Genomic DNA, 26007 nt, shown 5'->3' with positions numbered 1-26007 from the left:
CCGTCGTGTTTCATCCGCGGGAACCAACCGCCGTCGTGCACATTCTGATTGAGGTGGTGTGCGAGGCCAGCGCTCGCGCCCTACGACCGGGCGATGGGGGAGCGATGGGGGAGCTGTGAGTACAGTCATAGAGAACTTGCTGGCGCGGAAGCAGAAGCTGGTGGAACAGCTCGAGGCGGCGCAGACGGTCGAGGAGCGCGACAGGATCGAGCACCAACTCGAGCAGATCAACACCGCGCTGGATTTTCTCGACAGGCCCGGACCGAAGGGCGGGCAGTAGCCCCGCTCAGCCCACCTTCAGCGCTTCCACCTTCAAGGCCTCCACCTTCAAGGCCTTGGCATAGACCACGCCCGAATTGGTGATGTGCGTCGTCATCAATTTTTCGAAATCAGTAAATTCGCAGCGGGCGAACAGGTCGAGCAGCCTGCGATGCTCGTCGAAGGAGGTGCGGGTCCGGACGTCGATCGGCGAGGTCAGGTTGGTGCGGAGCGCGGCGACGCGGCCCGAGACGAGCTGATAGGATTCGATGAGATAATGATTGCCGCAATGCGCGAACAGCCCCTCGTGAAACGAGGCGTCGGCGCGGCCATAGGCGATGTTGTCTCGCGCCGTGACCGCCTGCTCCATGGCCGCGATTGCATCGCTCATCGTCGCGACGGCGCCGTCGCGATCATGGCGAAAGGCGAGCTCGGCGGCTTTCGGCTCAAGCGCGATCCTGAAAGTGCAGAGCGCAGTGATATCCTCGGCGCTCGGCGTGAACACAAAACTGCCGACCTGCGGCCTGATCACCACGAGCCCCTGCGCCTGTAACTGGCCCATCGCCTCGCGCACTGGCGTGCGGCTGACGCCGAAGGAATTCGCCACCATCTCCTCGGAGATCGCCGCACCCAGCGCGAACTCGCCGTCGATGATGGCCTGGCGCAGCCGCTGCATCACCCGCTGGGACAGCGATTTTGGTGTATCGAGCTTCAGCGATCGCATGCGTTGTCTCAGATCACCTTGCCCGGATTGAGCAGATGATCCGGGTCGAGCGCGGCCTTCAGCGTCCGCATCAGCGCGATCTCGGCGTCGCTGCGGGCATGGCCCAGCCATTTCTTCTTCAGCGTGCCGATGCCGTGCTCGGCGGAGACGCTGCCGCCCATCTCGCGGACGAGACCGTAGATGATCGCGTCCATTTCTTCCTTCGGCTGCTGCTCGACGCTGAGGCCCGTCACCCAGGAGACGAGGTGGAGATTGCCATCGCCGATATGGCCGTAATAGACGCTCTCGCATCCCTTGATGCCTGTCGCGAGCGCGGCCTTGCAGCGCGTGACGAACTCGTCCATCCGTGCCACCGCAAGGCCGATGTCGTAGGAGATGTGCGGCCCGAGCACCTGGCCGAATTCGGCGCAGATGTCGCGCACCCGCCAGAACGCCTGCGTCTGCGCCAGCGATTGCGCGACCGCGGCATCGGCGAGCAGCCCGCGCTCCATCAGCTCTTCCAGCCAACTTTGGAAGCGCGGCGCATCGTGGCTCTCGTCGGTGCCCTGCGCCTCCACCAGCACGTAGAGGCCGTGGCCTGCGGCGACCGGTGGCTTGACCCCGGCGCGCGACGTGATGACGTCCCAATAATCCGGCCACATCACTTCGAATGCCGACAGCAGCGGGCCGAGCCCGGAGCGTGCCGCATCCAGCAACGCGATCACTGCTGCATAGTCCTTCAGCGCACAAAGCGCGGCCATGGTCGAGCGGGGCTTCGGAAACAGCTTCAGCACCACGCGGGTGATGATGCCGAGGGTGCCTTCCGAGCCGATGAAGAGATGCTTCAGGTCGTAGCCGGCATTGTTCTTCATCAGCTTGTTGAGACTGGTGATGATGGTGCCATCCGGCAGAACCACCTCCAAGCCGAGCACCAGTTCACGCGTCATGCCGTAGCGGATCACGCGATTGCCGCCGGCATTGGTCGAGAGATTGCCGCCGATCGCGCAGGAGCCGCGCGAGCCGAGATCGAGAGGAAAAAAGAAGCCGGCTTCGTCGGCGGCTTTTTGAATCACCTCCAGCGGCGTGCCGGCCTTCACGGTCATTGTTGCCGACGCGCGATCGATCTCCTCGACGCCGGTCATGCGCTCCAGCGAAATCGCGACCCAGCCCGGCTCGGGCGAGGCGCCGCGGCACAGTCCGGTCAATCCGCCCTGCGGCACGAAGGGCAGCCGCGCCTGACGGCAAGTTGCGATCGCGTCCGCAACGCCCTGCGCATCGAGCGGGCGGATCACCGCGAGCGGCGTTTGCGGCAGGCTCGCGCTCCAGTCGTTGTGATTGCGTGTCGGCACGTCGCTGCCGGTCAGCACGGCAGCCGCGCCGAGCTTGTCGCGCAAGGTGCCGAGCAGTTGGTCGGGATGTCCCGCGGGGGTCACCATGTCCATGTGAGACCTCTTGCAGATCTGGCTGGGCGCCTGTTGCGCGCCATCGCGGCGAGGGAATTGCATCCTCCTTGTATGTAAGGTACAAGATCAAAAGTAAAGCAAAAACAAGGCTTCGATCAGCCCCGAAGATCGTTATGGATCAGGGGCTTATTCCGAAGCCGCAGCAATGGGTGGTGCTATGACGGAGGCAATTCGCGGATTCTGGGTGGCGTCGGCGACGCCGCTGACATCGGATGGCAGCGTGGATTCCGCGAAGCTCGCCGCTCACGCCAAGCAGCTCTTCAGCAAGGGTGTCGACGGTGTCGTGCTGTTCGGCACCACCGGCGAGGGTACTTCCTTCAATGTCGGGGAGCGCGTCGCGACCGTCGAAGCGTTGCTCAAGGCCGGCGTCGCCGCGGAGCGCATCGGTATAGGCGGCGGTTTCCCTGCCATCAGCGACAGCATCGCGCTAACCCGCGCGGTGCTCGGCCTCGGCCTGCGCCATGTGCTGTTCCTGCCACCTTACTTCGATCGCAACGTGACGCCTGACGGCATCGAGGATGCCTTCGCCGCCATCATCGACCGCGTCGGCGATGATCGTCTGCGCGCCGTGCTCTATCACATCCCCCAGATCTCGGGCGTTGCGATCCCGACAACCGTCGCAGCTAACCTGCGCAAGCGCTACGGCAAGCTGGTCGCGGGGTTGAAGGACTCCAGCGGCGACTTCAAGCAGTTCCAGGCGTTCCGCGCCGCCGCGCCCGAGCTCGCCATCACCGTCGGCAATGAAACCGACATCGCCCGCGCGATCGCCGGTGGCGGCGCCGGCACCATCTGCGGCATGGCCAACATCGCGCCGGAGCTGGTCAAGGCGATGATCGACGGCAAGGATGTCGAAGCACGCATGCAGGCCGCGGTCGACATCGTGGTCAAGAGCCCGTCCTTCCTCGCGACGCTCAAGGCTATTCTCGCCGCACAGACCGGCGACGCAGGCTGGCTGCGTGTGCGTCCGCCGCTGCGTGCATTGTCTGATGGCGCGGCGCTCAAGTCGAAGCTGGATGAATTGACCAGCCCCGCGATCGCCTAAAACCGCTTTTCATTCGAGGCAATCGTCCGGGGTGCGCGCCGACATCGCGCGGACCGCCACGAGCGCTGCCGCAAAGCCGGCCGCCGCACCCACGCCGAGCGCCCAGCGTGGGCCGAGATGGTCCGCCACCCATCCGACGATCGGGGCACCGATGGGGGTGCCGCCGAGCGCGACGCCGAGACGCAACGCCATCACGCGCCCCCTCATCCTCGGTTCGGTCGAGAGCTGCATCAGGCTGTTCGAGGTATTGGTGACCGTCAGTGCGGCGACGCCGATCACGACCAGGCTGCCTGCGAACAGCCAGTAGCTCGGTGCAAGCGCGGCCAGCGTGCACCCCGCCCCAAAAGTTGCAGCTCCAAGAAGCAGCGAGACGAACCGCGGCTGGGCGCGCCCTGCGGCCAGCAGTGCGCCCGAGATGGTGCCGATCGCCATCGTCGACGACAGCAGACCAAAGCCGCGCGCATCGGTGTGAAAGACGGTGACCGCCATGGTCGAGATGAAGATCGGGAAGTTCAGCCCAAACGTGCCGATCAGGAACAGCATGATCATGATCGCCCTGAGATCCGCGCGCGACCACACGTAGTAAAAACCCTCGGTCATGCCGCCCTTGGCCCGCTGCGCCCGTGCGTTCGGGCGAAGTTCCGAGGCGCGCAGCAGCGAGAGTGAGCCAAGCACCGCCAAGAAGGATGCGGCGTTGATCAGGAATGCCCATCCGGTGCCGATCGACGCGATGATGATCCCTGCGATCGCGGGCCCGATCATCCGCGCGGCGTTGAACGACGTCGAGTTCAGCGCGATGGCGTTGGAGAGGTCGCCGTCGCCAACGAGCTCCGCGACGAAGGTCTGGCGCACCGGGGCGTCAAAGGCCGCGGCGCAGCCGAACAGGAAGGCGAACACATAGACGTGCCAGAGCTGCACCAGGCCGCTGACCGTGAGAAGGCCAAGGACCAGCGCCAGCACGCCCATCGTCGCCTGCGTCGCGATCAGGATCCGTCGCTGGTTGAAATGGTCGGCCGCAAATCCCGTCCACGGCATCAGCAGGAGCTGTGGTCCGAACTGGAGCGCCATCACCACGCCCACAGCCGACGCATTGTGCTGCGTGAGCTCGGTGAGAACGAGCCAGTCCTGGGCAGCGCGCTGCATCCACGTCCCGGTATTGGACACCAGCGCGCCCGCGGCCCAGACACGGTAATTGAAGTTCCGCAGTGAACGAAACGTGCCCGCGGCCGCCACGCTCACGAACCTGTTGGCGTGTTGCCGCCGTGGAACCGGCCGAAATGTCGCGCGCAAAACAGGCTTAGCAAGAGGGCGCCGAGCCCGAGCGCGGCGACATCGCGCGTGTCCAGCAGCGCGAACTCTCCGACACGACAGACCAGGAGATATCCGACGACCATGTTGAAGAAGCCCCAGAGCACGTTGACCGTCGACGAGGATAGTCCTTCCCCTCGCGGCTGCGCGAACGGGCTCTGGAACGGCTCGCCTCTCAGGCCGCTGACGAGATGCGGAATGGCGTTGGCCAGAAAGGCGCCGCCAAAGAAATAGGAAACTAGATGAAGCCAGTTCATGCCTGCGGGCTCCGTGTTGCCAGCAATTCGATGATCGCTTGTGTCGAGCCGCTCTCGCCGAGCCGCGGAAAGACGTTTGCGATGCTGTAGTCGTGAGCCTCCGGACGCGGATCGGTCATCGCGTCGGTGGCAAGGGTGACATTGAAGCCCGCCTCGTAGGCCTGGCGCGCTGTGGACTCGACGCCGGTGCCTGTGGCTACGCCGGCGACCACGACCTGCGTGACGCCGCGCGATCGCAGCTGGCTTTCGAGATCAGTACTGGCGAAGGCGCCCCATGTCCGCTTGGTCACGGTGATATCGGCGAGCTGTCGATCAAGCTCCGGAATGAGAGCGGTCCATCCGTCGGGGAACGGACCGCCGGCACGCGGCCGCTCGGTGCGGCCCGGCGCTCCGCCATCGACGTTGACCAGCACGACCGGCAGGCGGTGTCGCCGGAATGCAGCGGCTAGCGTGCAGGAGCGCTCCACGACGTCGCCCATGGAATGGACGGAAGGTAAGCCGACGATGCCGCTTTGCAGGTCGACGACAATGAGGGCGGTGATCGGGTCGAGGGTCGTGAGAGCCATGATTGTGTCCTTCCGGCAGCCGAATGTTTCGCGCCGCGGATGCGGCGGGGCCGCATCAATCGTCGACAAGCCGCTTGAGCAAGGAGACGGCGGCGGCCAGCTCGTCCTGCTCCCGCGATGAGAGCCGCGCCGAAATGGTGCGCGAGAGCCAATCCTGCCGCGCGGCGCGACCGACCCGGATCCAGTCGCGGCACGCCTTTGTCAGCGACAGAATGGTTTGACGGCCGTCCTCTGGATCGGGGACGCCACTAACAAGACCTGCGGCCTGGAGCACGGCGACCGCGGTGCTCATCGATTGCGGACGCATCTTTTCCGATCGCGCCAGGCTCGACACCGTCGCAGGGCCGTCCTTTTCCAGACGCAGCAAAATGGACACCTGTGAGGGTGTCAGGTCGCCTTGAGTTGCCTGTTCCCGTAGTCGGCGCTTCAGCTTTCCGACCAGCGAACGCAAATCTTCAGCGAGCGCGCCCGCGCGGGCGGACGGGCGTCGGTCCGAAGAATTGATCATGCCGGATCGAATACAGATATGAATATAAACTGTAAAGATTATCTGTGCAGATGATCTGAACAAAATCGCGTGAATTGAGAATACCGACCGCCGCAATGACGACATGGAGAAGTTGTGCGGGCTCCTGGATCGCTGGGTAATTGTGTGGCATGGCGCCGCATCGCCGTGGGCCGGCTAAAGATGCCGCCTCGCCGGCGATGCGTGATCAGCATCGACAATGTGCAGGCGTGCTTATTTCGCGGAAGTTCCAACTGCGACGTGCTGGTTTCTGCTCATGAAAGCATCGCAACTTGAATGGTTGCCTCGTCATGCGATCGCGACCGCTCTTAGAACGATTCAACACTAGAGCGATTCAAGTCCGCCTCCGGTTCTCTTCATGCGCAGCGACTGCTAGATGCGCCAGCTTCAGTGCTGTCTCTGACTTGGAAGTGAATCGAAAGTGCGTGCCTTTGTGGATGGCCAGCGCGACCGCTGTCATCGAAATCGTGCCGGCAAGAGCCGTGCAGGTCTTTTCATCGGAGCGGCGGTGCTGCTCGCCGAATACCCCTCCAACAGCACGACCGCGCAGGCGCAATCGGCGCTGCCGCCGGTAACGGTCGATGCGCCGACGCAGCCGCCGAAACCGACGCGCGCATCGGAGCAGTCCCAACGCCGTGCGCAAACAGCTGCACGCCAGCGCAGCCGGAATGCCGCCGCGCCGGCAGCTCCGACGCCGTCGGAACGCGCCGCCGCTGAAGCCGCTGCTCAACAAGCCGCAAAGCTCGGCTATCGCGCGACGCCGAGTTCGACCACGCTACGCTCGGGTGCCTCGCCGCTCAACACCTCGCAAGCCGTCAACGTCGTGCCCGAGCAGGTTCTGAAGGACCAGCTGCCGCGCAACATCGACGATGCGCTCATCAACGTCTCCGGCATCACCCAGACCAACACCCTCGCCGGCAGCCAGGACGCGGTCATCCGCCGCGGATTCGGCGACAACCGCGACGGCTCGATCATGCGCAACGGCATGCCGCTGGTGCAGGGCCGCAGCCTCAATCCCGCAGTCGAAAGCGTCGAGGTGCTGAAGGGGCCGGCTTCGCTGCTGTACGGCATCATGGACCCCGGCGGCATCGTCAACACCATCAGCAAGCGTCCGGAGCTCTATCAGCACGGTTCGGTCACGCTGCTCGGCTCGGCCTTCAGTGCCTCCAAGACTGGTGCCGACGGCTTGCTCGACGTCACTGGTCCGATCGGTGATCAGGGCCTTGCCTATCGCTTCATCGGCTATGGTGTCAGCGAGGACTACTGGCGGAATTTCGGGCGCCACCGCGAGATGCTGGTCGCGCCGTCACTGGCCTGGTACGGCCAGGACACCACGGTTCAGCTCAACTACGAGCACCGCGAGTTCATCTATCCGTTCGACCGCGGCACGGCGTTCAATCCGGCGACGAAAGCGCCGCTGGCGGTTCCCGCGACGCGCCGGCTCGACGAGCCCTTCAACAACACGTGGGGCACGTCGGACCTGATGCAGGCTTCGGTCGAGCACCGCTTCAACCAGGACTGGAAGCTCTACGCCGGCTACAGCTACAACACCGAAACTTTTAGCGCCAACCAGCTCCGCATCACCGGTATCAACTTCACGACCGGCGCCGAGACGCGCAGCAATGACGGCACGGGAAGCTCGCTCAGCAATGTCAGCTACGGAACGTCCTACATGTCCGGCGGCTTCTGGCTCGGCAACATGCGCAATGACGTGGTGTTCGGCGGCGACGGTCAGTATCGCACGATCTACCGTGACATCTTGATCCGGCAGGCAACGCCCGTCTTCAATGTCTACAATCCCGTCTACGGATTGATCGGGCCGGGGACGACGGCGTCGAACTCCGACAGCGCCCAGACAGACAAGCTCGGTCAGTGGTCGATGTTCTTCCAGGACACGTTGCATCTGACCGAACGCTTCGCGTTGGTCGGCGGCGTGCGCTACATGGACTACGACCAGATCGCCGGGCGCGGGAAGCCCTTCGTCACCAATACCAACGTGTCCCAAGACAAGGTGCTTCCGCTTGGAGGTGCCATCTTCAAGCTCACTGACCAGATCTCGCTTTATGCGAGCTACACCGAATCGCTGAAGCCGAATTCGACCATTGCGCCGATCGGCGTCGTGATCGGCTCGAACGTTGCGCCTGAAGAAGGCGTGTCATACGAGACTGGCGTGAAGTTCGATCTGAACAAGCGCATCTCCGGTACGCTGGCGCTCTACGATCTCGACAAGAAGAACGTGCAGACGACGGTCACCAACAGCGCGAATGTCGTGGAAATCCACACCGTCGGCCGCGCACACTCGCGGGGCGTCGAGTTGGATGTCACCGGCAGGCTCACCGACAGCTGGGCCTTGATCGGCAGCTATGGCTATACCGACGCGCGGGTGACGGCGTCCGAAGATTCGACGCTGCTCGGCAGGAAGCTGCAAAACGTCGCCCTGAACACGGCCTCGCTCTATCTGGTCTATGACTTCGGCACCGCTTTGCCGGGCCAGCTCCGCCTCGGTGGCGGCGCGCGCTATGTCGGCGACCGTCCCGGCGATGCCACCAACACCTTCGTCTTGCCGTCCTATGTGGTCGCCGATATCTTCGCGACCTATGAGACGAAATACGGACAGTTCCCGGTGATCTATCAGTTCAACGTCAAGAATCTGTTCGACACCGTCTACTATCCCTCCGCCGTGAATAATCTGAACGTCGCGATCGGTGACGCGCGGCGTTTCTCGCTGGCGGCCACGGTGAAGTTCTAGGCATGACGGCGCAGCGCAAGGCCATCGCGATCCTGGTCGCGCTGGCGTCTGCCTGTGTCGTGACGGCGAGCCGCGCCGACGAGATCACGCTCTATTCGACCAGGGAGGCTAACCTGGTCGAGCCTGCGATCGCGGCGTTCACGAAAGACAGCGGCATCAAGGTCAAGGTGGTCTTCATCGAAGACAGCCTCGTCAAGCGCCTCGCATCGGAAGGCGAGGCGTCGCCTGCCGATGTTCTGATGACGATAGGGCTCGACAAGACCAGCCAGCTCGCCGGTCGAGGTTTTACCCAGGCCTTCGCATCGCCGCTGCTTGATCAGGCCGTTCCGCCGAACTTGCGCAACGGCAGCGCGCAATGGCTTGCGCTGACCGTCCGCCCGCGCGTCGTGATGGCGCGCCAGGACAGTGCGCTTGCTGCGATCGATTATGAAGACCTCGCCGATCCGAAATGGCGTGGCAAGCTCTGCATGCGCGCGGGCCTGCATCAGAACAATGTCGCGCTGGTCGCGGCCTATCTCGTCCATCACGGCGAGGCCGCAACGGAGACTTGGCTCGCCGGCCTGAAGGCCAATCTTGCGCACAAGCCGGCGGGCAAGGACAACGACGTGATCCGCCAGATCGCGCAAGGAGCATGCGAGATCGGGATTGGTAACATCGTCGCGCTGGCCCAATTGCGTGACGGACGGGAAGGCGCCGACTGGCGCGCCTGGGCCACGGCGGTCAAGGCAGTCCCGACGGTCTTCAAGGGTGGTGGCACACATGCCAATCTCACCGGCGCAGCCATGGCGAAGCGCGCGCCGCATCCGGCGGCCGCGCAAAAACTCCTCGAATTCCTGGTCACGCCGGCTGCGCAGCGGATCTTTGCTGACGCCGAGCTTGAATATCCTGTGCTCGCCACGGCAGAGCGGGCTCCGATTCTCGCCGATATCGGCCCATTTACGCCGGATGCTATGCCGATCGATCAGGTCGCCGCGCAACAGCAGGCGGCGATCGCCCTCATCAAGAAGGTCGGCTTTGATGAGTAGGCTGGGGCACAAGATCAAGGCCGTTCTGCATCAGGTCCACTCCATTGCCGGCCTCGTGCTCGCATTGCTGCTGTCTCTGATCGCTCTCACGGGAACGATCATGAGTTTTGAGGATGAGATCCTCGACCATCTGAATGCCGGGATCATGCAGGTCGCGCCGCGAACGACACCGGCACTGATGCCGGACGAGCTGGTCGCACGGCTGAAGGCCGGCAAGGTCTCCGCCGTCACGCTTGCGAGCGATCCGTCCGCGGCCGTGCGTGTCCGCTTTGCTCGCGACGAGCAGGGCGCGCGGCCGTCCTCGCTCTATATCGATCCCTATGACGCGCATGTGCTCGGCACGCCGCGAGGCGAGGAGTTTTTTGCGACCGTGCGCAGGCTGCATCGCTGGCTGCTCATTCCCGGCGATGCAAAGGGCTGGGGCCGCCAGATTACCGGTGTTGCCGCGCTCGGCCTGATCGTCATGCTGATCTCAGGCCTCGTGCTGCGCTGGCCTCGCCGCGCGAGCAGTGTGAAGATGTGGCTGAAGCCGAATCTCGGGCTCAGCGGGCGCGGCCTGCATCGCTCGCTGCACGCCGTCCTCGGCACCTGGGTGCTGCCGATCTATCTGGTGATGACGCTGACCGGGCTCTGGTATTCGTTCGACTGGTACAAGGACGGTGTCGTCTGGCTGCTGTCGCGTCCACAGGTGGGCGTAGCGAAGATGCAGCCCAAGGCGCCGCGCGCGGCCGGCGGCCGCGAGACGGTTCAGCCGATCGGATTCGATCGCGCGTGGTCAACCCTCCTGCACGAAGAGGGCAGCCGTTTCTCCCGAGCCTTGCTGACGCTGCCGGCCGGTCCGGGCACGGTGATCCGGATCCGCTCGTGGGGGAAAGACAGCACGCTCGATACCACGCGCGACGAATTCCGCATTGATGCCGTCACCGGTCAGGTGGTCTCTGCCGAGCGCTACGCCAACAAGTCGCTCGGCGAGAAGATCATCGCAAACCTGCTCGACATTCACCGTGGCGCGATCCTTGGCTGGCCCGGCAAGCTTGCGTTCATGATCGCGGCGATGCTGATGCCGCTGTTCGCGATCACAGGCGTGCTGTTGTACCTGTCGCGCCGCAAGCTGCGGCCATCACGCCAGCGCGCACCGCTCAGTGATAATGCCGCCGATCGCGCGGGCGAACGGCAAGTTGCAGCCCTCGGCGACGCCAAGGGCGAGCTCGACGGCATTGAGCTGCGGCAAGTCCAGTAGATCGCCTGCGTGACGCAGCGACTTGCGCTCGCCGAGCCTGATCGGCAGGGCGGCGTAACCGAGGCCGGCCTTGACGGCACCGACCAGCGCGGAGAGGCTTCGCGCTTCGCAGGCGGTGGTCCATTCCCGTCCCATCAGGTGCAGGCTGCGCAGCGCCTCGTCGCGATAGGCGCAGCCGTCCGCAAATGCCACCAGCGGAACGGGATCGTTGGATTGGTGTGAGGTGGCGACCTTGCCGAACCACGCCATCGGCTCGAACGCAATCGCGGCGTCTGCGGCGTTCGACGGTGCGCGCTTATAGAAGGCGAGATCGAGCCGGCCGTGATCGATGTCCTCGGCGAGCCGTGCCGATAAATCGGTGCGCACGGATAGCCGTGCCTTAGGGAAGCGCGACCGGATATCGCCGAAAGCCGACGCGAAATCGCGCTCGAGAAAGTCCGCAGGCATGCCGAGCCTGATCCGCTCATCCGAGGTCGAGAAGCAGGTCGCGGCCACGGGCTGAGCCGCAATGCAGCGGGGCGGCTAGCCAAGGCCGCCGCAATCGTTCAAAAGCCATGGCCTGTCCTCGTCTAGGTTCACGCCATGAAGCTTCCGACCGTTACCCCCGCCGATATCCGCCGCGCGCTGCTGTTGCGTGAGGAGATCGCGCTGCTCGATCTCAGATATGAGGCGGCCTTTGCCACCGGACATCCGCTGTTCGCGGCCAACATGGCCGCGAACCGGATCGCGATCGAGGCCGAGGTGAGGCTGCCGCGCAAGGACGTGCCGGTCGTGCTCTATGATGACGGCGAAGGGCTGGTCGTGGCCGGCGCCGAACACTTTGCGACGCTCGGCTACTCCAATGTCCGCGCGCTCGACGGCGGGCTGAAGGCCTGGCGCGCGGCCGGCTATGAGGTGTTCGAGGACGTCAATTCCTATTCAAAAGCGTTCGGCGAGATGGTCGAAGCGCGCCGCCACACGCCCTCGCTCAGCGCTGACGAAGTGGCAAAGCTGATCGCGGACAAGGCCAACATCGCCATCCTCGACGTCCGCCGCTTCGATGAATATGCGACCATGAACATCCCGGGCTCGGTCAGCGTGCCCGGTGCGGAGCTGGTGCTGCGGGCAGGGCAGGCCGCGCCCGATCCCGACACCACCATCATTGTCAATTGCGCCGGCCGCACGCGCTCGATCGTCGGCACCCAGTCGCTGATCAACGCCGGCGTGCCCAACAAGGTGCGGGCGCTGCGCAACGGCACGATCGGCTGGACGCTGGCGCGGCACGCGCTCGATCACGGCGCCGAGCGGCGCGGCGCGATCGGACCGTTCGAAGGCGGTCCGGCCAATGCTCGCGACGTCGCCTATCGCGCCGGCGTCCGCCATATCGGCGCCAACGAGATGTCGGCACTTGTGGCGCAGACCGATCGCACGCTCTATCGCTTCGACGTGCGCGACGCGGAGGAACATGCCGCCGGTCATCTCCCGGGCTTCCGCCACTATCCCGGCGGCCAGCTCGTCCAGGAGACCGACATGGCGGCACCTGTGCGCGGCGCGCGCATCGTTTTGACCGACGACAAGAGCGTGCGCGCCGACATGACGGCATCCTGGCTCGCGCAGATGGGCTGGGAGGTCTATGTGCTTGAAGGCGGTTATGACGCCGCGCGCGAGGTCAGCCCGCCACTTGTCCTGCCGAAGCCCGATCCGGCCCACCGCTACCGCCGTCCCTATGAGGGTACGAATGTCGACGACCGCGCGATGCAGGCCTATCTCGACTGGGAATACGGCCTCGTCGACCAGCTCCGCCGCGACGGCACGCACGGGTTTTATGTGATCTGAGTGCGGTGGCGTTAGTCCACCGGAGTTGTACGGAGCAGTCTGGTCGGGCCTTGCCACGCCGCACGAATGGTGGTCGATTTTAACCCGAATCAGTTTGCGTTCTGCCCAGATATCCTGGGTCCCCGGGATCCCGCCGCGACGGACGCAAATGGCTCAAGACGCCGACACGATCGAACGACCAGTTTTGGCGCAGGGCGCCGCCGCAGGCGCCGCGTTTCTGCGCAGCCTGCCGGCGCCGGAACCATCGATGGGGTCTGCCGCCTACGCCGCGCAACGCGAGCGCGCGCTCGCCTTCGATCCGCGGCGGCGTGCCAACTACGAAAAATACCTGCGCGCGCGGACTGATCGCAGCATCGTCGACTTTTTGCCGATCAAGCTCGACATTGAGAATGTCAGCCGCTGTAATTTCCGTTGCACCATGTGCCAGGTCAGCGATTGGCACAAAGGCCAGCGCGCCGGCGATATGTCGCTCGAGAGTTTCAAGGCGCTGCTCGACCAGCAATACGGGCTGATCGAGATCAAGCTCCAGGGCATGGGCGAACCCCTGATGCAGGGCGATGCCTATCTCGCCATGCTGCGCCACGCGCGCGAGCGCGAGATCTGGGTCCGAACCACCACCAATGCCTCGCTGCTGCATCTCCGTGAAAACTATCGCCGGCTGATCGACGCCGATCCGAACGAAGTGCAGATCTCGATCGACGGCGCCGACGAAGCGACGTTCGAAGGCATCCGGCGCGGCTCGGTGTTTTCTCGGGTCATCGCCAATTGCAAGCTGATCAACGCCTATTCCCGTCAAATCGGCGTTGACCGCACCAAGATGTGGGTGGTGGTGCAGCAGTCCAACCGGCATCAACTGCCTGCTTTCGTCGAGCTCGCCGCCGAGGCCGGCTTCACCAGCCTCGCCTTCTCGCTCGATCTCACCAATTGGGGCCAGGACAAATGGGGTGAGGCGCTGCGCGACATCGTTGCCGAGGGTGCCTTCACCGAGGAGCTCTGCGACCGTTTGATGACGCGGGGTCGTGAGCTCGGGGTGCGCGTGGCGTTCTGGAACGTCACCGACAAATATAATTGGCGCCAGACTGACAAGCTCTGCCCGTGGCCGTTCGAGCGGCTTTATGTCAGCTCGGACATGCGCGTCGTTCCCTGCTGTACCATCGCCAATCCTGAAGTCGTGGATCTCGGCAATGCCGAGGATCTCGTTGCGATCTGGCATGGCGAGGCCTATGAGACCTTTCGCAAGGACCATCGCGAGGGCCGCATTCCCGAGGTGTGCCGCGGCTGCTATCGCGAGGACGATCGCGCTTAAGTGCCGTTGATCTCGCGGCCGTAACGATCGATCAGCGCGCCGATCTCCGACGGCTGGTAGCCGTAGCGCGCGATCGCGTGCGCGCTGGAGAGGATGAACGACGCGTTCGTTGGCGCGATCTCTTCGATTTTGGCCGATGTGCCGAGCGCTAACGCAAGGCGTTCAATGGTCTCGCGCACCGTCAGCGATCCCGCCGCACCGAGCACCGCGGCGTCGAAGCCGCCCCAGGCCTCATGCGCCAACACGGTCGCGACGAGCGCGGCCACGTCGTCGATGTGGGCTGCGTTGTTGAAGGGGCGGTCGAGATGGAAGGCACGCACCGGTTCGCCGGCGCGCAGCCGTGACACCATGCTTGCGAGCCAATGCCGATGCGCACCTCGGCCGACGATCCCCGGCATGCGCAGCGCCAGCGTGGAAAACTCCCCAGCGAGCTCGACGAGCCGCCGCTCGGCGATGAGCTTGGTTGCGCCATAGGTGTCGGGATCGCGCATCGGCGTGGCCTCGTCAACGACGTCCTGTTCGATCCGGCCGTAGTAGGACAGCGACGAGAAGAAGATGAAATGGTTCGTCCGCCAGCGGCGAGCCGCCTCGATCAGCGCAAAACTTGCATCGATGTTGTCGCGAACCAGCGTTGCGACGTCGACGCCCGGGCCCGGTGACGTCGCGGCCGTATGCACGACGGCGTCGAACGGGCCGGCGAGCTTGCCGGCGTCGATGAGACCGGTGCGGACCAGGTCAAGCCGCGGCGCCTCGCGCAGCGATGCCAGAAAGTTCGTGTCGCGGCGATAGGTGCCGACGACGTCATGTCCGCCGCTCGCGAGCCGGCGTGCCACCACGCTGCCCGAGAAGCCGGAGACGCCGGTCACGAGCACGCGCATTGTCTGCCCTCAGCCGATTGCGGCCAGGATCCGCTCGGGCGACAGGCCGTGCGCCGCGAGCAGATCGTTGGTCGAGCCGTAATTGTGGATGAAAGCGTCCTGCAGCGTAAAGGTATCGAGCCGGCAGGTGGTGCGGACGTCCCATGCAATCTGCTTCACCTGCGAGGCGAGCCCGCCCTGCGGCGCGTGCTCCTCGATCACGACGACATGCGGGTGCTGCCGCAGGGCTTCGGAGATGCCGTCGCGATCAAGCGGCTTCAGCGTATGCGCCGAGACCAGTGAGACCGAGCGGCCTTGGGCAGCGAGCTTGTCGGCGATATCAGTCGCCATCGCCGTGATAACGCCATAGGTGAGAATGCAGACATCGCTGCCGCGCCTAAGGTAGCGCAGCTTGCCGAACTGCCAGGGCTCGGCCTGCGCCGTCAGCACGGGCTCGCCGGCCTTGCCGATGCGCAGATATACCGGCCCGTTCTTCTGCCGCGCGCACCAGCGCGTGGCCTCGATGCATTCGAGGGGATCGCAGGGCGCCAGCACCTGCATGTTGGGCAGCGCCGACGCAATCGCAATGTCTTCTTGGGTATGGTGTGTGCCGCCCAATGTCGAATAGATGACGCCTGCGCCCATGCCGACCACGGTCACAGGAAGGTTCTGGTAGCAGAGATCGTCGCGGATCATCTCGAACGGACGATAGAGGCTGAAGGTCGCGATGGTGTAGGCGAAAGGCTGGCAGCCCTTCAGCGCGAGCCCTGCGGCGATACCGATCATGCTCTGCTCGGCGACGCCGACATTGATGAAGCGTTCGGGATATTCGCTGGAGAATTTGGCCATGCTGCCGGCCGGCGAGATGTCGGCGACGACGATGTAGACGTCCGGATTGGCGGTCGCCTCCGCGTACAGCGTCTCGGAAAAGGTGTTTCTCACGCCTGCGTCTCCAGCTCGCGGATGGCCTGGGCATACTCGTCCTTGTTCGGCGAACGGTAGTGCCAGATCGGGGCGTTCTCCATGTAGCTGACGCCCTTGCCCTTGGTGGTGCGCGCCACGACCATCAGCGGCCGGTCGCCCTTGCGCGACGAGACCGCGCGAAAAATCGCCGCGGGATCATGGCCGTCGATCTCAGCCGTCTCCCAGCCGAAGGCCTCGAACTTGGCACCCAGCGGATAAAGCGAGGGATGCGTTTCGGACGTGCGTCCGAGACTCTGGAAGTCGTTGTTGTCGATGAAGGCGACGATGTTTGTCAATTTCAGTGACGACGCCATCAGCACGGCTTCCCAGGTCGATCCCTCCTGGGTCTCGCCGTCGCTGAGTACGGTATAGATCATCCCGTCGCGGCGTTTGCCCCGTTCGGCGAGCGCCATGCCCACCACCATCGACAGACCGTGGCCCAGCGAGCCGGTCGAGGCCTCGATGCCGGGATTGCCATAGTCCGGATGGACGCCGAGGCGGCCATGCGGCGTGCAATAGGCGTCGAGATCAGCCCGCGTGAGCACGCCGAGATCCTCCAGCACGACATACTGGATCATGCAGCCATGGCCCTTCGACATCAGGAAGGTGTCGGGCGATGACAGCCCGGGCTCGCGCATCAGGCCGTTGTAGATGCCGTCGACGATCTCGGTGCAGGAGTAGGCGCCGCCGATGTGCAGGGCCGAGACGCGCTGCGAGATGTCGAGGATTCGCCTGCGATAGCGCTGGCAGCGCGATTTTGCTGCCTTTGCGTCGAAGCTCGTTGAGCTCATGAAAGCTTCCTCGTCCTACTCGATGATCGTCCAGAAGTAATCGCCGGTATAACCGGCTTCTTGGAACAGCGCGATCCATCCCTGCGGATAATCGTGGAAGCGGGCGGTCAGCACCCACTCCTCGAAAATCGCCTTTTGCTCCGGCGTGCGATAGGAATCGACCTGCACGAAGGCGCGCCCGCCCGACACGCGCTGGATTTCCTTCAGCGCCTGGAGGCAGCCGGCGCGGTCGAGATTGTGGATGGTGTTGAGCGAGATCGCAGCCTTGAAGCTGTTATCGGGAAACGGCAGCTCCAGCGCATTGCCGAGATGCAGGCGCCCGATCGTCTCCACCTCGCAACGCATCAGCGCGTAGCGGGAGACATCGAGACCGAACGCCTCGAGCCCCTCGCAGGCGATCATGAAGTCCTTGACCAGAAAGCCCTTGGCGCAGCCGATGTCGAGCACGCGGTCACCGGGCTTCAGAGAGAAGTGCTGGATGAAATCCTGCGCCACCGGAACCCAGCGGCCGTCATACCGGTAGCCGCCATAGCCATATTCGCGCGGGCCATCGAAATACGCCTCGCCATATTCGCGGGAGATGCGGATATGCTCCTCGGTCTTGGCGGTGGCGCGTGCCGAAAGGTTCCGCTTGCCGCGCGGCAGTTTGGAGAGGAGGTTTACTTCGGCCATGGGAATCGTCCGATCAACAAATGATGCGCTTCACGTCGCTCGCGCGCCGAGCGTGCGATAATCGAGCCCGGCCGCGTGCGCGGCGGAGGCATCGAGCACGCGGTAAGGATCAAGGACAAGTCGCCCGCGCATGATACGCGCAAGATCCGCAGGCGCGATCTCCCGGAACTCGGGCCAGGGCGTCATGATTGCGAGCGCGTCAACGTCGTGCGCGGCGTCGATCGCGCTCGATGCGGCCGTCAGGTTCGGATGCGTCGCGGCCGATGCCGGCACCGCCGGGTCGAATGCACGTACCGGCCATGCCTGGAGCTGCGCGATCAGCGCCAGCGCCGCCGAATTCTTCACCGAATGCGTGTTTTCCTTGTAGGCGAGGCCGAGCACGCCGATCTGCGCCTCCGGCGTCCTTGCCAGCAACGCTTCGTGCAGCTCGCGCAGCGCCCAGTTCTTGCGATGCTGGCTGTTGGTAACGATGGCGCGGATCATGCCGGCATCGGTGCCGTGCTGCTCCGACAGCCGCATCACGGTAGCAAGGTCGCGCTCGATATTGCCACCGGCGAGCCCAAGCCCCGGCGCGAGATAGGCGTACGGGCCAATGCGCGCGTCGAGCTTCAACGCCGGTGCGATCTCCGACCAGTCGGCGCCGACACGCTCGCAGAGCTCGGCGAGCGTGTTGGCCGTGGTGACGGACGCCGCCAGCGCGCAGTTGATGGAGATTTTCGCAAGCTCGGCGCTCTCCAGCCGCATCGGCAGCAGCGGGCAGCCAAAAGCCTCGAGGAAGCCCCGCCAGGCGGACGGCAATGGCGCATCCGGATCGAGGCAACCCAGGATGAAGCGCTCAGGTTTGGTCGCACGTTCGACGGCGCGACCAAACACCAGCGTTTCGACCTGGTAGAGAATGATGCGGCCGGGGCGCTGCCGCGCGCGGGTAAAGCCCGGCGGCACTTGGCTCAGGATCACGATGGTCGCATCGTCGCGCGTATTGGCGAGCACGATGTCGAGCAGGCTGTCGATGCCGCTGAGATCGCTGACGCCGGCGCCATCGGTCGGCACGTCCGGCGCGACATAGACCAGGTCGCAGTCGCGCAGTGCCGCTTTGTCCGCAGAGAAAGTGATGCGATCGCGATGCGAGTGCAGGAGGTCGTCGAGGTCGGGTTCGCGCACCGGCAGGTCGCCCGCCACGATACGGCCGATCAGGTGCGCATCGGCATCGAAGCCGAGCGTCGCAAATCCCTTGGCTGCGGCGGCGATTGCCGAGCAGAGGCCGAGATGGGTCATTCCGGCATAGCCGACTCGGGGCAGGGTCATGCGCCGCTCCGAGCCTGTGCCTCGTGGCCAAGTCGCGCCAGGGCACGGTGCAGCCAGAGATCATTCGAGAGATCGGTCTGCGTGCGTGTTCCGCACAATTGCTTAAAATGGGCATATTCGAGCGCCCAGGTCGGATCGTCTTGCACCAGGATCTCGCTCACCTCCGGCGGCCGGCCGCTGGGCAGCACCCGGGTGCGGTGAACGAAGCTGCTCGGACCCCATTTGCACAGGGATTCGATGTGGGCGGAGCCGTGTTCGGCGAAGACGTCGCAGGTGAAATGGTTGCGCCAGGACAACAGCGTCATCTCGAGCTCGATCTGCGGGCGCCCCTCCGCGGCGATCACCACATGGTCCGGCGCGCGGTTCTCGAACCGCTCCGCCGAGACGATGCGGAAAGTGTCAGCGATCTCGCCGAACCAGAACCGCGCGGTGTCGAGCAGATGAGAGCCGAGATCGCCGAGCACGCCGTCGCCAGTATCGCGCCAGGCTGAATTACGTACCAGCCGCGCGGTGCCGTTGCCGTAAAACATTCGGCAGCGATAGATGGTGCCGAGCCGTCCCGATCGCAGCAATTCGCGCATCCGCACGAAATGCGGCTCGAAGCGGTGATTGTAGGCGGTGACGCAAAGTGCGCCGGTTCGGCGGGCGAGCGCCTCGAGCGCGCGGAGGTCGTGCTCGCTGTCTGCAAACAGCGGCTTTTCCGCCAGCACATGCTTGCCACGCTCCAGCAGATAGCGCAGCAGCTCGATCTTGGGCTGATCCGGCGTGCAGACGATCGCGGCGTCGAAGCGGTCCGCAGGCACGTCTTCGAGGCGGCGCCAGTTCGCTTCCGGCGCGACGGGATCGACGATGCCAATTGCGTCTTCGCCTGCGACCTTGAAGCGCTTGTGGCCCTGAACTCCGTAGCCGACGACGATGACCTTCATCGCGCCCTCAACGGTACTGCGCCTGTCGCTCGAGACGGTCGATCTTGTCGAGAATATCGTTCGGCTCGGTCGGAACGTTGCCCTGGTGCCCGCAGGCGACCGCGGCGGAGAGCGAGCCGAGGACGGCGGCGACGACCGCATTGTTGGTGAGAAACATCGCCGGTGCCGCATAGGCGAGCAGCGCATCGCCGGAGCCGACGGCATCAACGACGTTGTCGGCAAAGCTGTCGATGGCGAAGAAGGAGCGGACGTCCTCGTCGCTCTTTGGCTCGCCCCGGAACGCCATCAGACCGCGCGGCCCGAGCTTGAGCATCAGCGTCTTGCAGTGCGCCTGGCGGTACAGCTCGGTGCCGAGCGGGCGCACCACCGAATCCTGATCGCCGAGCGCGAATCGCGCCTCGCGCTCATTCGGCGTGATCAGGTCGAAACCCTGGAACTCGAGGATGTTGCCCCAGCGGCTCGCGACCTGCGAATCGGCGACCCGGAATGCGGTCTTCGGGATCGCCTTGACCAGATGCGGGATAGTCTCTCGGTTGAAGATGCCGTGGCGGAAATCCGTGAACACGACGATGTCAGCGGGCACGGACGCGATTCGATCGACCAGCGTGCGGAGGATGCGCTCGGCGATCGGTCGGTTGTCGACGCGGTCGACCTTCAGCAAATGGTGGCCCGCGGCGACGATCACGTCCTTGTTGGTTGTCGGCCGGTTCGGATCGACAATTGCATGGAAATCAATGTCGGTGCCGCCGAGGTCGCGCTTGACGAATTCGCCGGTCGCGTCGTCGCCGAGCACGGTGGAGAAGGTCACGCGCGTGCCGGCGCAGGCGAGATGTTTTGCGACGATACCGGCGCCGCCGACGAAATCCTGCTTCTCCTCGAAGCGCACGCTCATGGTCGGCGTCTTGGTGCCGCCGCCGATCACGGCGCAGCGCGTATATGTGTCGACGATGGTGTCGCCGATCACGTGGACGCGCAGATCGTGAAAGCGGTCGAGCACGCCGCGCAAGCTGTTGAAGTCGAGATGCTCGGCATAGAGCAGCGTCAGCAGCTTTTCCGTCGCGATCGAAGGCGGCGCCGTCTCGATGATATGCGAAGACGAGAATACGATGTCACCTGGCGTGAAGATCAGCTCGCCGCCATAGGCCTCGACCGCTTCATTCTCCTCGGCCGTGCGCGGATGCAGCCCGGTTGCCGTGTATTCGTAACCCTTGGCGAAGATGTCGGGCTCGATCAGACGAATGTTGTCGATCGGCGTCGGCTTCGGGTCGATCATGACGTAGTCGACGGCCTCGAGCGCGGCGAGATTGAAGGCGCGGAGTTCCTGCGGAACGAAGGGCCGGAAATTCGCCTTCAGGATATGCGCGTCTGCCGTCAGGCTCGCGATCAGAATGTCGCCCTTGCTCTTGGCGTAGAGCAGATGGCGGACATGGCCGGGATGCACGACGTCGAACGTGCCATGGCACATGATGACCTTGCGCGCGCGGGGCCGGCGGCCGATCAGCGCGGCGATCTCGGCCGCACTCTTCAGCTTGTGGCTCACCATGCGATGGGTCGCATCGTCCATCATGCCGGCGCTCCCTTGGTCGCAAGAGCGTTGAACCACGCCGACGTCGCCGCGGCAATGGAGTCCGGGTTCCACAGCGGCGCATCGCGCCAATAGTCGATCACGGCGAGGATGCGGCGGACGCCCTCCTCGAAGCTCACCTTCGGCTCCCAGCCGAGCTCGCGGCGGATTTTGGCGATATCCGCAAAAGTGCAGTCCGGCTCGCCCGGGCGCTTGGGGATGTGGATCACGGGGCCGCCGAGCAGCGCCACCAGCCGGTTGACCGATTGCGGATTTCCGGCGCCGAGGTTCCAGATTTCGCCCGTGAGCTCGGTTTCACCGGCGCGCAGGAACGCGTCCGCGACGTCGCTGGCATAGACGAAGTCGCGTGTCTGCGTGCCGTCGCCGACGACCGTGAAGGGCTGGCCGGCCAGCTTCTGCCGCAGGAACACGCCGAACACCGCGCCATAGGCGCCGGAGGTGCGCGAGCGCGTGCCATAGGCGTTGAAAATGCGGATGACGTTGACCGGCAGCTTGTAGACGGCGTGCCAGTGCAGCACCGCCTGCTCGCCCTGGTATTTGCTCAGCGCGTACGGATATTGCGGCGAGATCGGATGATCCTCGCGGGTCGGCGTTGTGGCCAGCCCATAGCAAGAGGACGACGCCGCATAGACGAGCTTGCGCACATTGGCCTGCCGTGCGCATTCCAGGACCTGCGCGGTGCCTTGCACGTTGATCTGCATGTAGTCGAGCGGCGCCTCGATCGAGGGCACGATGTCGCCGATGCCGGCGAAATGGAACACGCGGGCGACGTCGCGAAACAGCGCGCTGCCGGGCTGCACATCGCGGATGTCGCCACGCTCGAAGGCGAGATCGGAATTGGCGGAATGCGCAGCGAGATTGGCCTCGCGGCCGCCGACGAGATTGTCGATCACCCGCACCCGATAGCCCCGCGCCAGCAACAGCTCGACCGTGTGGCTGCCGATGAAGCCGGCGCCACCCGTCACCAGTGCGATCGGACGCGCGGTCATCTGGCCCCGAGCTTCTTCATGGTGCGGACGTTGTAATACCAGTCGTCGTCAAAGCTGTTCGGCAGAAGCTGGTTGACGAAGGCGCGGGTGAGGTCGCGCATGGCATCCTCGATCGTTCGCGCGGGCGCATAGCCGAGCACGCGGCGGATCTTGTCGGAATTGACGTGGTAGGAGCGATTGTCGTCCGATGGCGTGGTGACGATGCCGATCTCGCGACCGCCGCTCGCCTCGACGACGGATTTCACCATGGTGGCGAGGTCGGCGATCGCGTGGTTCTCGAAGCCGATGTTGAAGGTCTCGCCGTGAATCTTGTCGTGCGGCGCGCTCAGCATCAGCCGATAGGCGTCGACCATGTCCTCGATGTGGAGGTTCGGCCGCATCTGCTTGCCGCCGAACACGGTGATGACACCCTTGTTGACGGCGTGGTTGGTGAGGATGTTGACCGAGAGATCGAGCCGCGTGCGCGGGCTGTAGCCGCAGACCGTGGCCGGCCGCACCGTCACGCAGGTGAAATCGTCCGCCTTGTGCTTCCACAACAGCGGCTCGCACATGCCCTTGAACCTGTTGTAGAGCGTCAGCGGCACCAAAGGATGCTCTTCGGTCACGTTGGGCGCGTCGCTGACACCGTAGACCGAGCTCGTGGAGCAATAGACGAAGCGCTTCACGCCCGCCTTGCGCGCCGCGACCACCATCGGCTCGAAGCAGTCGTAGTTGATGGTCCTGGAGAGGTTCTCGTCGAGCTCGAAGCTTGCATCGTTGGAGATGCAGGCAAGATGCAGCACGGCATCCTGGCCCTTCAGCTGAGCTGCAAGCTTTGCGGTGTCGCGAATATCGCCCTTGACGACGCGCAGATTCGGATGGTTCGGCAGCCGGCAGCCGAAAAACAGAAGGTCGTAGACGGTGACGCTATGGCCGTCGGCGAGGAGGCGGGGGACCAGGACATGGCCGACATAGCCGGCGCCGCCGGTGACGAGGACGTTCTTGAGCATTGCAAACCGGTGTTGTTAACGATCGATACGGCCGACGACGCGTTTCCTGACCGGCTTGCGCGGCGACAGCTCGTAGCCTGCCGCGAGCGCATCGTTCCGGAACATCGCGACGGTCTCGCGCGAGTAGACGTCGAGGTCCTTGCCGACCAGATCGAACTTCTTCAGGAGGTCGGCGGACAGCGTGATGATGTGGCAGCCGATGGCATCGGCCTGGAACAGGTTGAGCAGTTCGCGCGGGCTGGCCCAGAGCAGTTGTGCCGTCGGGCGATCCGACAGGATCTCGATCGCCTCCGCCATCATCGCGACGGGGTCACGCCCGGTGTCGGCGATGCGCCCGGCGAACACCGAGACGATCGACGGTGTGTCGGGATCGAGGACGTCGCGGACGCGCTCGACCTGGCTCAGGGTGAGAATGGCAGTGACATTGACCTTCACGCCGTCGCGCGCGAGCTGCGCGATGGCCGGGCCGCAGAATTCGCCGCGGGTGGTGGTCACCGGCAGCTTGACGTAGACGTTCGGGCCCCAGGAAGCGATCTCGCGTGCTTCGTGGGCGATGGTGGCGAGGTCGTCGCCCAGCACCTCGAAGCAGATCGGCCGGTCGCGCACCATGCTCAGCGCCGCGCGGCCGAACGTGCGATAGTCACTGACGCCTGCCGCGCGCATCAGCGAGGGGTTGGTCGTAAAGCCCTTGATTCGCGGATCGAGCGACGTGCGCTGGATCGTTGCGAGATCGGCGCCGTCGCCAAAGATCTTGATATTGAGCGCGTCAATGCTCGGTGCGTTCATGTTGCGTAAGCCCCTTCAGCCCGTCGCCTGCTGGATCGTTCCACGGATGTGGTCCAGCCCGGCCAAGTCAAACCCATCTGCTGTCGCGCCGGATGTCCGACGCGAAGAAGACGACTCACGCACTACGCCAAGCTACTCCGCCCGGAGTCCGCATGCCAGCGCCTCACCATTTGGTGGCGCTGCGCTGCAACTTCGGATGCGAGACCAGGCAATGCCAGACCACTGCCTGGAACGCTTCGGCATGCGGCGTGACACGCTGCTCTGCCGCGGTTGGAATCACGACGACGACGTCGCCGGCCTGTTTCGTATAGCCGCCGTCGCGCCCGACGATGCCGAGCACGCGGGCGTCCCGCGCCTTCGCCTCCTTCACCGCCGCGACGATGTTGGGGCTGACATTGCGTTCGAGGTTGCCGCCGCCGACCGAGAGAACCAAAATTGCGTCGCGCGGCCCGATCCGGCTGACCCTCAGCCATTCGACGAACACGCTCGGCCAGCCCTCGTCATTGGTGCGCGCAGAGAGTTCGGAGACGTTGTCGGTCGGCGCGTAGGTCTCGATGCCGCACAGCTTTCGGAAGTCGTTGACGGCGTGGCTCGCATTGGCGGCACTGCCCCCGACGCCGAGGATGAACAGCCGGCCGCCGCGCTCGCGCAAGCCGACCAGCTCGTCGCAGAGTGCCTCGATCTCGCCTGCCGGCAAGGCCTGCGCGATATCGCAGACTTCCCGCAGGTATTGGGCGACGTGTTCCACCTTCGCAACCGGCCTCGTTTGTGCTTCGTCGAGCCCGGTTCGCGGGCCAGCCGGCGAATCACCGTTGACCTGATTATCCCGCCGCGAATCCCGACGCACGGCCGCAACCTGCGCCACCGTAGTCTTACGTGTGTCCGCGTATTGCTGCTCCATGTCCGTGTTCTGAGTCGATTCGAGGCCGCCGACGATAGGTCCGAGGTAGTTATCAACAGGTCCTGCGCTGCCGCGGCTCCCGCAATGCGATAATCCGTTCCGGTTACCGCAGAAGCTGGTCTTGACCGGTGGCTCGCTTAAGCTGACACGCGTTGATTCCACCACGGGGAACTGGGATTCCCCGCTAACCATCGGATTGTCATGAGCCGCGATCGTGCAGACAGCGTCCCCGCGGAGCCCGCGACCGGTATCACGCCGCTCGCCCACGAGCCCTGGGTCGATATCGCCGATGGTGCCGCGCTCGCGAACTGGTCGGCGGAGGACGAGATCCGCTACAACCAGCAGAACCGGCAGAGCGAAAAGCTGAGGTTCTTCCGTCAGGTCTTCGATTTCCTGAAGGAAAACGAGATCGCCGGCGACTATCACGAATATGGCTGCCACCGCGCGCGGACCTTCCGCATGGCGTTGACGGAGGCGCGGCGCAAGAACCTCAACGACATGGAGTTCTGGGCGTTCGACAGCTTTGCCGGGCTGCCCGCGCCGGAAACCGAGACCAGTGTCGGCAAATGGACGCAGGGCGCGCTCGCGACCTCGGAGCAGGAGTTTCTGCGGCTGATCGGCGAGCACGGCATCTACACCGGACAGGTGCGTACGGTGAAGGGCCTCTACGGCAACTCGCTGACCTCCGAGCTGAAACAGCAGTTCGCAAGCCGTGGGCGCAAGATCGCACTCGCCACCATCGACTGTGATCTCTACGAATCCGCCATTCCGGTGTTCGATTTCATCGAGCCGCTGCTTCAGGCTGGATCGGTGCTCTATATCGACGATCTCTTCGTCGGCAACCGTGGCAATCCCGGCCGCGGGCTGGCGCGGGCCTTTGTCGAATACCGCCAGCGCTCACGCTGGCGCTTCGTTCGCCATCTCGACATCGGCTGGTGGGGACGGTCCTACATCGCATCCGAGACCGAGACGGATCTGATCTGAG

The 26007-nt window shown here is 64.5% G+C and carries 26 protein-coding genes; 8 read left to right on the top strand and 18 right to left on the bottom strand.

Annotated elements, in window-relative coordinates; genetic code table 11:
- Positions 1-115: 115 nt before the first annotated feature.
- A complete protein-coding gene (locus UB31_RS42040) occupies positions 116-280 on the top strand; it encodes a hypothetical protein (protein ID WP_197087141.1) in 165 nt (54 codons plus the stop codon).
- Between the two features lie 6 nt (positions 281-286).
- Here the strand turns inward: UB31_RS42040 and UB31_RS04075 are convergent, their stop codons facing one another.
- Together UB31_RS04075 and UB31_RS04070 are read right to left on the bottom strand one after the other, a co-directional pair.
- Complete coding sequence (locus UB31_RS04075) at positions 287-982, bottom strand: GntR family transcriptional regulator (RefSeq protein WP_045009899.1); 696 nt, start codon at positions 980-982, stop codon at positions 287-289.
- A gap of 8 nt (positions 983-990) precedes the next feature.
- Positions 991-2403 (bottom strand): FAD-binding oxidoreductase, encoded by a 1413-nt coding sequence (locus tag UB31_RS04070; RefSeq protein WP_045009898.1) that lies wholly within the window; start codon positions 2401-2403, stop codon positions 991-993.
- A gap of 178 nt (positions 2404-2581) precedes the next feature.
- On the opposite strand from UB31_RS04070, the gene UB31_RS04065 reads away from it, so the two are divergent.
- Positions 2582-3466, top strand: a complete 885-nt coding sequence (locus UB31_RS04065) for a dihydrodipicolinate synthase family protein (protein WP_045009897.1) — start codon at positions 2582-2584, stop codon at positions 3464-3466.
- 9 nt (positions 3467-3475) lie between these two features.
- Here the strand turns inward: UB31_RS04065 and UB31_RS04060 are convergent, their stop codons facing one another.
- From UB31_RS04060 to UB31_RS04045, 4 genes are read right to left on the bottom strand one after another with little or no spacing between them, the layout of a single operon-like run.
- The gene (locus UB31_RS04060) at positions 3476-4705 is read right to left on the bottom strand and encodes an MFS transporter (protein ID WP_045009896.1); all 1230 of its coding nucleotides are present in this window, start codon (positions 4703-4705) and stop codon (positions 3476-3478) included.
- Positions 4702-5031 carry a hypothetical protein gene (locus tag UB31_RS04055; RefSeq protein ID WP_045009895.1) on the bottom strand — a complete coding sequence of 110 codons (330 nt, stop codon included), beginning with the start codon at positions 5029-5031 and terminating at the stop codon, positions 4702-4704. Before UB31_RS04055 ends, UB31_RS04060 begins: the two co-directional genes overlap by 4 nt.
- Positions 5028-5597 carry an isochorismatase family protein gene (locus UB31_RS04050; RefSeq protein ID WP_045009995.1) on the bottom strand — a complete coding sequence of 190 codons (570 nt, stop codon included), beginning with the start codon at positions 5595-5597 and terminating at the stop codon, positions 5028-5030. Before UB31_RS04050 ends, UB31_RS04055 begins: the two co-directional genes overlap by 4 nt.
- A 55-nt stretch (positions 5598-5652) precedes the next feature.
- The gene (locus UB31_RS04045) at positions 5653-6105 is read right to left on the bottom strand and encodes a MarR family winged helix-turn-helix transcriptional regulator (RefSeq protein WP_045009894.1); all 453 of its coding nucleotides are present in this window, start codon (positions 6103-6105) and stop codon (positions 5653-5655) included.
- A gap of 439 nt (positions 6106-6544) precedes the next feature.
- Between UB31_RS04045 and UB31_RS04040 the strand changes: the two genes are divergently transcribed.
- From UB31_RS04040 to UB31_RS04030, 3 genes are read left to right on the top strand one after another with little or no spacing between them, the layout of a single operon-like run.
- Positions 6545-8872, top strand: a complete 2328-nt coding sequence (locus UB31_RS04040; RefSeq protein ID WP_045009893.1) for a TonB-dependent siderophore receptor — start codon at positions 6545-6547, stop codon at positions 8870-8872.
- A 2-nt stretch (positions 8873-8874) separates the two neighbouring features.
- Complete coding sequence (locus UB31_RS04035; protein ID WP_045009892.1) at positions 8875-9897, top strand: extracellular solute-binding protein; 1023 nt, start codon at positions 8875-8877, stop codon at positions 9895-9897.
- Positions 9890-11137: a PepSY-associated TM helix domain-containing protein gene (locus UB31_RS04030; RefSeq protein ID WP_197090763.1), complete on the top strand. Its 1248-nt coding sequence runs from the start codon at positions 9890-9892 to the stop codon at positions 11135-11137. The genes UB31_RS04035 and UB31_RS04030 overlap by 8 nt, the downstream gene beginning before the upstream one ends.
- Here UB31_RS04030 and UB31_RS04025 read toward each other — a convergent pair.
- Positions 11018-11632 carry a LysR substrate-binding domain-containing protein gene (locus UB31_RS04025; RefSeq protein ID WP_045009891.1) on the bottom strand — a complete coding sequence of 205 codons (615 nt, stop codon included), beginning with the start codon at positions 11630-11632 and terminating at the stop codon, positions 11018-11020. The genes UB31_RS04030 and UB31_RS04025 overlap by 120 nt on opposite strands.
- 87 nt (positions 11633-11719) lie before the next feature.
- On the opposite strand from UB31_RS04025, the gene UB31_RS04020 reads away from it, so the two are divergent.
- Together UB31_RS04020 and UB31_RS04015 are read left to right on the top strand one after the other, a co-directional pair.
- The gene (locus UB31_RS04020) at positions 11720-12952 is read left to right on the top strand and encodes a rhodanese-like domain-containing protein (RefSeq protein ID WP_045009890.1); all 1233 of its coding nucleotides are present in this window, start codon (positions 11720-11722) and stop codon (positions 12950-12952) included.
- Positions 12953-13100: 148 nt separating this feature from the next.
- Entirely contained in the window at positions 13101-14258 is a 1158-nt protein-coding gene (locus tag UB31_RS04015) for a radical SAM protein (protein WP_045009889.1), read from the top strand.
- Here the strand turns inward: UB31_RS04015 and UB31_RS04010 are convergent.
- The 11 genes from UB31_RS04010 to UB31_RS03960 form a co-directional block, all read right to left on the bottom strand.
- Positions 14255-15136: an NAD-dependent epimerase/dehydratase family protein gene (locus UB31_RS04010; protein WP_045009888.1), complete on the bottom strand. Its 882-nt coding sequence runs from the start codon at positions 15134-15136 to the stop codon at positions 14255-14257. The genes UB31_RS04015 and UB31_RS04010 overlap by 4 nt on opposite strands.
- A gap of 9 nt (positions 15137-15145) precedes the next feature.
- Complete coding sequence (locus UB31_RS04005) at positions 15146-16057, bottom strand: transketolase family protein (protein WP_045009887.1); 912 nt, start codon at positions 16055-16057, stop codon at positions 15146-15148.
- Complete coding sequence (locus UB31_RS04000) at positions 16054-16869, bottom strand: transketolase (protein ID WP_045009886.1); 816 nt, start codon at positions 16867-16869, stop codon at positions 16054-16056. The genes UB31_RS04005 and UB31_RS04000 overlap by 4 nt, the downstream gene beginning before the upstream one ends.
- Before the next feature lie 15 nt (positions 16870-16884).
- Positions 16885-17541, bottom strand: a complete 657-nt coding sequence (locus UB31_RS03995) for a class I SAM-dependent methyltransferase (RefSeq protein ID WP_045009885.1) — start codon at positions 17539-17541, stop codon at positions 16885-16887.
- 30 nt (positions 17542-17571) lie between these two features.
- The gene (locus UB31_RS03990; RefSeq protein ID WP_045009884.1) at positions 17572-18846 is read right to left on the bottom strand and encodes a nucleotide sugar dehydrogenase; all 1275 of its coding nucleotides are present in this window, start codon (positions 18844-18846) and stop codon (positions 17572-17574) included.
- On the bottom strand, positions 18843-19772 hold the full coding sequence (locus UB31_RS03985; protein WP_045009883.1) for a Gfo/Idh/MocA family protein: 930 nt from the start codon (positions 19770-19772) through the stop codon (positions 18843-18845). Before UB31_RS03985 ends, UB31_RS03990 begins: the two co-directional genes overlap by 4 nt.
- A 7-nt stretch (positions 19773-19779) precedes the next feature.
- Positions 19780-21339, bottom strand: a complete 1560-nt coding sequence (locus UB31_RS03980) for a PfkB family carbohydrate kinase (protein ID WP_045009882.1) — start codon at positions 21337-21339, stop codon at positions 19780-19782.
- The gene (locus tag UB31_RS03975) at positions 21336-22346 is read right to left on the bottom strand and encodes an NAD-dependent epimerase/dehydratase family protein (protein ID WP_045009881.1); all 1011 of its coding nucleotides are present in this window, start codon (positions 22344-22346) and stop codon (positions 21336-21338) included. The genes UB31_RS03980 and UB31_RS03975 overlap by 4 nt, the downstream gene beginning before the upstream one ends.
- Positions 22343-23335, bottom strand: coding sequence for an NAD-dependent epimerase/dehydratase family protein (locus UB31_RS03970; protein WP_045009880.1), 993 nt, complete (start codon positions 23333-23335; stop codon positions 22343-22345). Before UB31_RS03970 ends, UB31_RS03975 begins: the two co-directional genes overlap by 4 nt.
- Positions 23336-23350: 15 nt before the next feature.
- Positions 23351-24121, bottom strand: a complete 771-nt coding sequence (locus tag UB31_RS03965; protein WP_045001877.1) for a transaldolase — start codon at positions 24119-24121, stop codon at positions 23351-23353.
- A 163-nt stretch (positions 24122-24284) separates the two neighbouring features.
- Entirely contained in the window at positions 24285-24869 is a 585-nt protein-coding gene (locus UB31_RS03960) for an SIS domain-containing protein (RefSeq protein ID WP_045001963.1), read from the bottom strand.
- A 354-nt stretch (positions 24870-25223) separates the two neighbouring features.
- Here UB31_RS03960 and UB31_RS03955 point away from each other — a divergent pair, with 354 nt between their 5' ends.
- On the top strand, positions 25224-26006 hold the full coding sequence (locus tag UB31_RS03955) for a TylF/MycF/NovP-related O-methyltransferase (protein ID WP_045009879.1): 783 nt from the start codon (positions 25224-25226) through the stop codon (positions 26004-26006).
- The last annotated feature ends 1 nt before the right edge of the window (position 26007 follow it).

Origin of the sequence: Bradyrhizobium sp. LTSP849 (assembly GCF_000938255.1) — a bacterium.
GTDB lineage: Bacteria > Pseudomonadota > Alphaproteobacteria > Rhizobiales > Xanthobacteraceae > Bradyrhizobium.
Note: the sequence above shows the minus strand (reverse complement) of the source record. Positions and strands in the feature narration are given on the sequence as shown.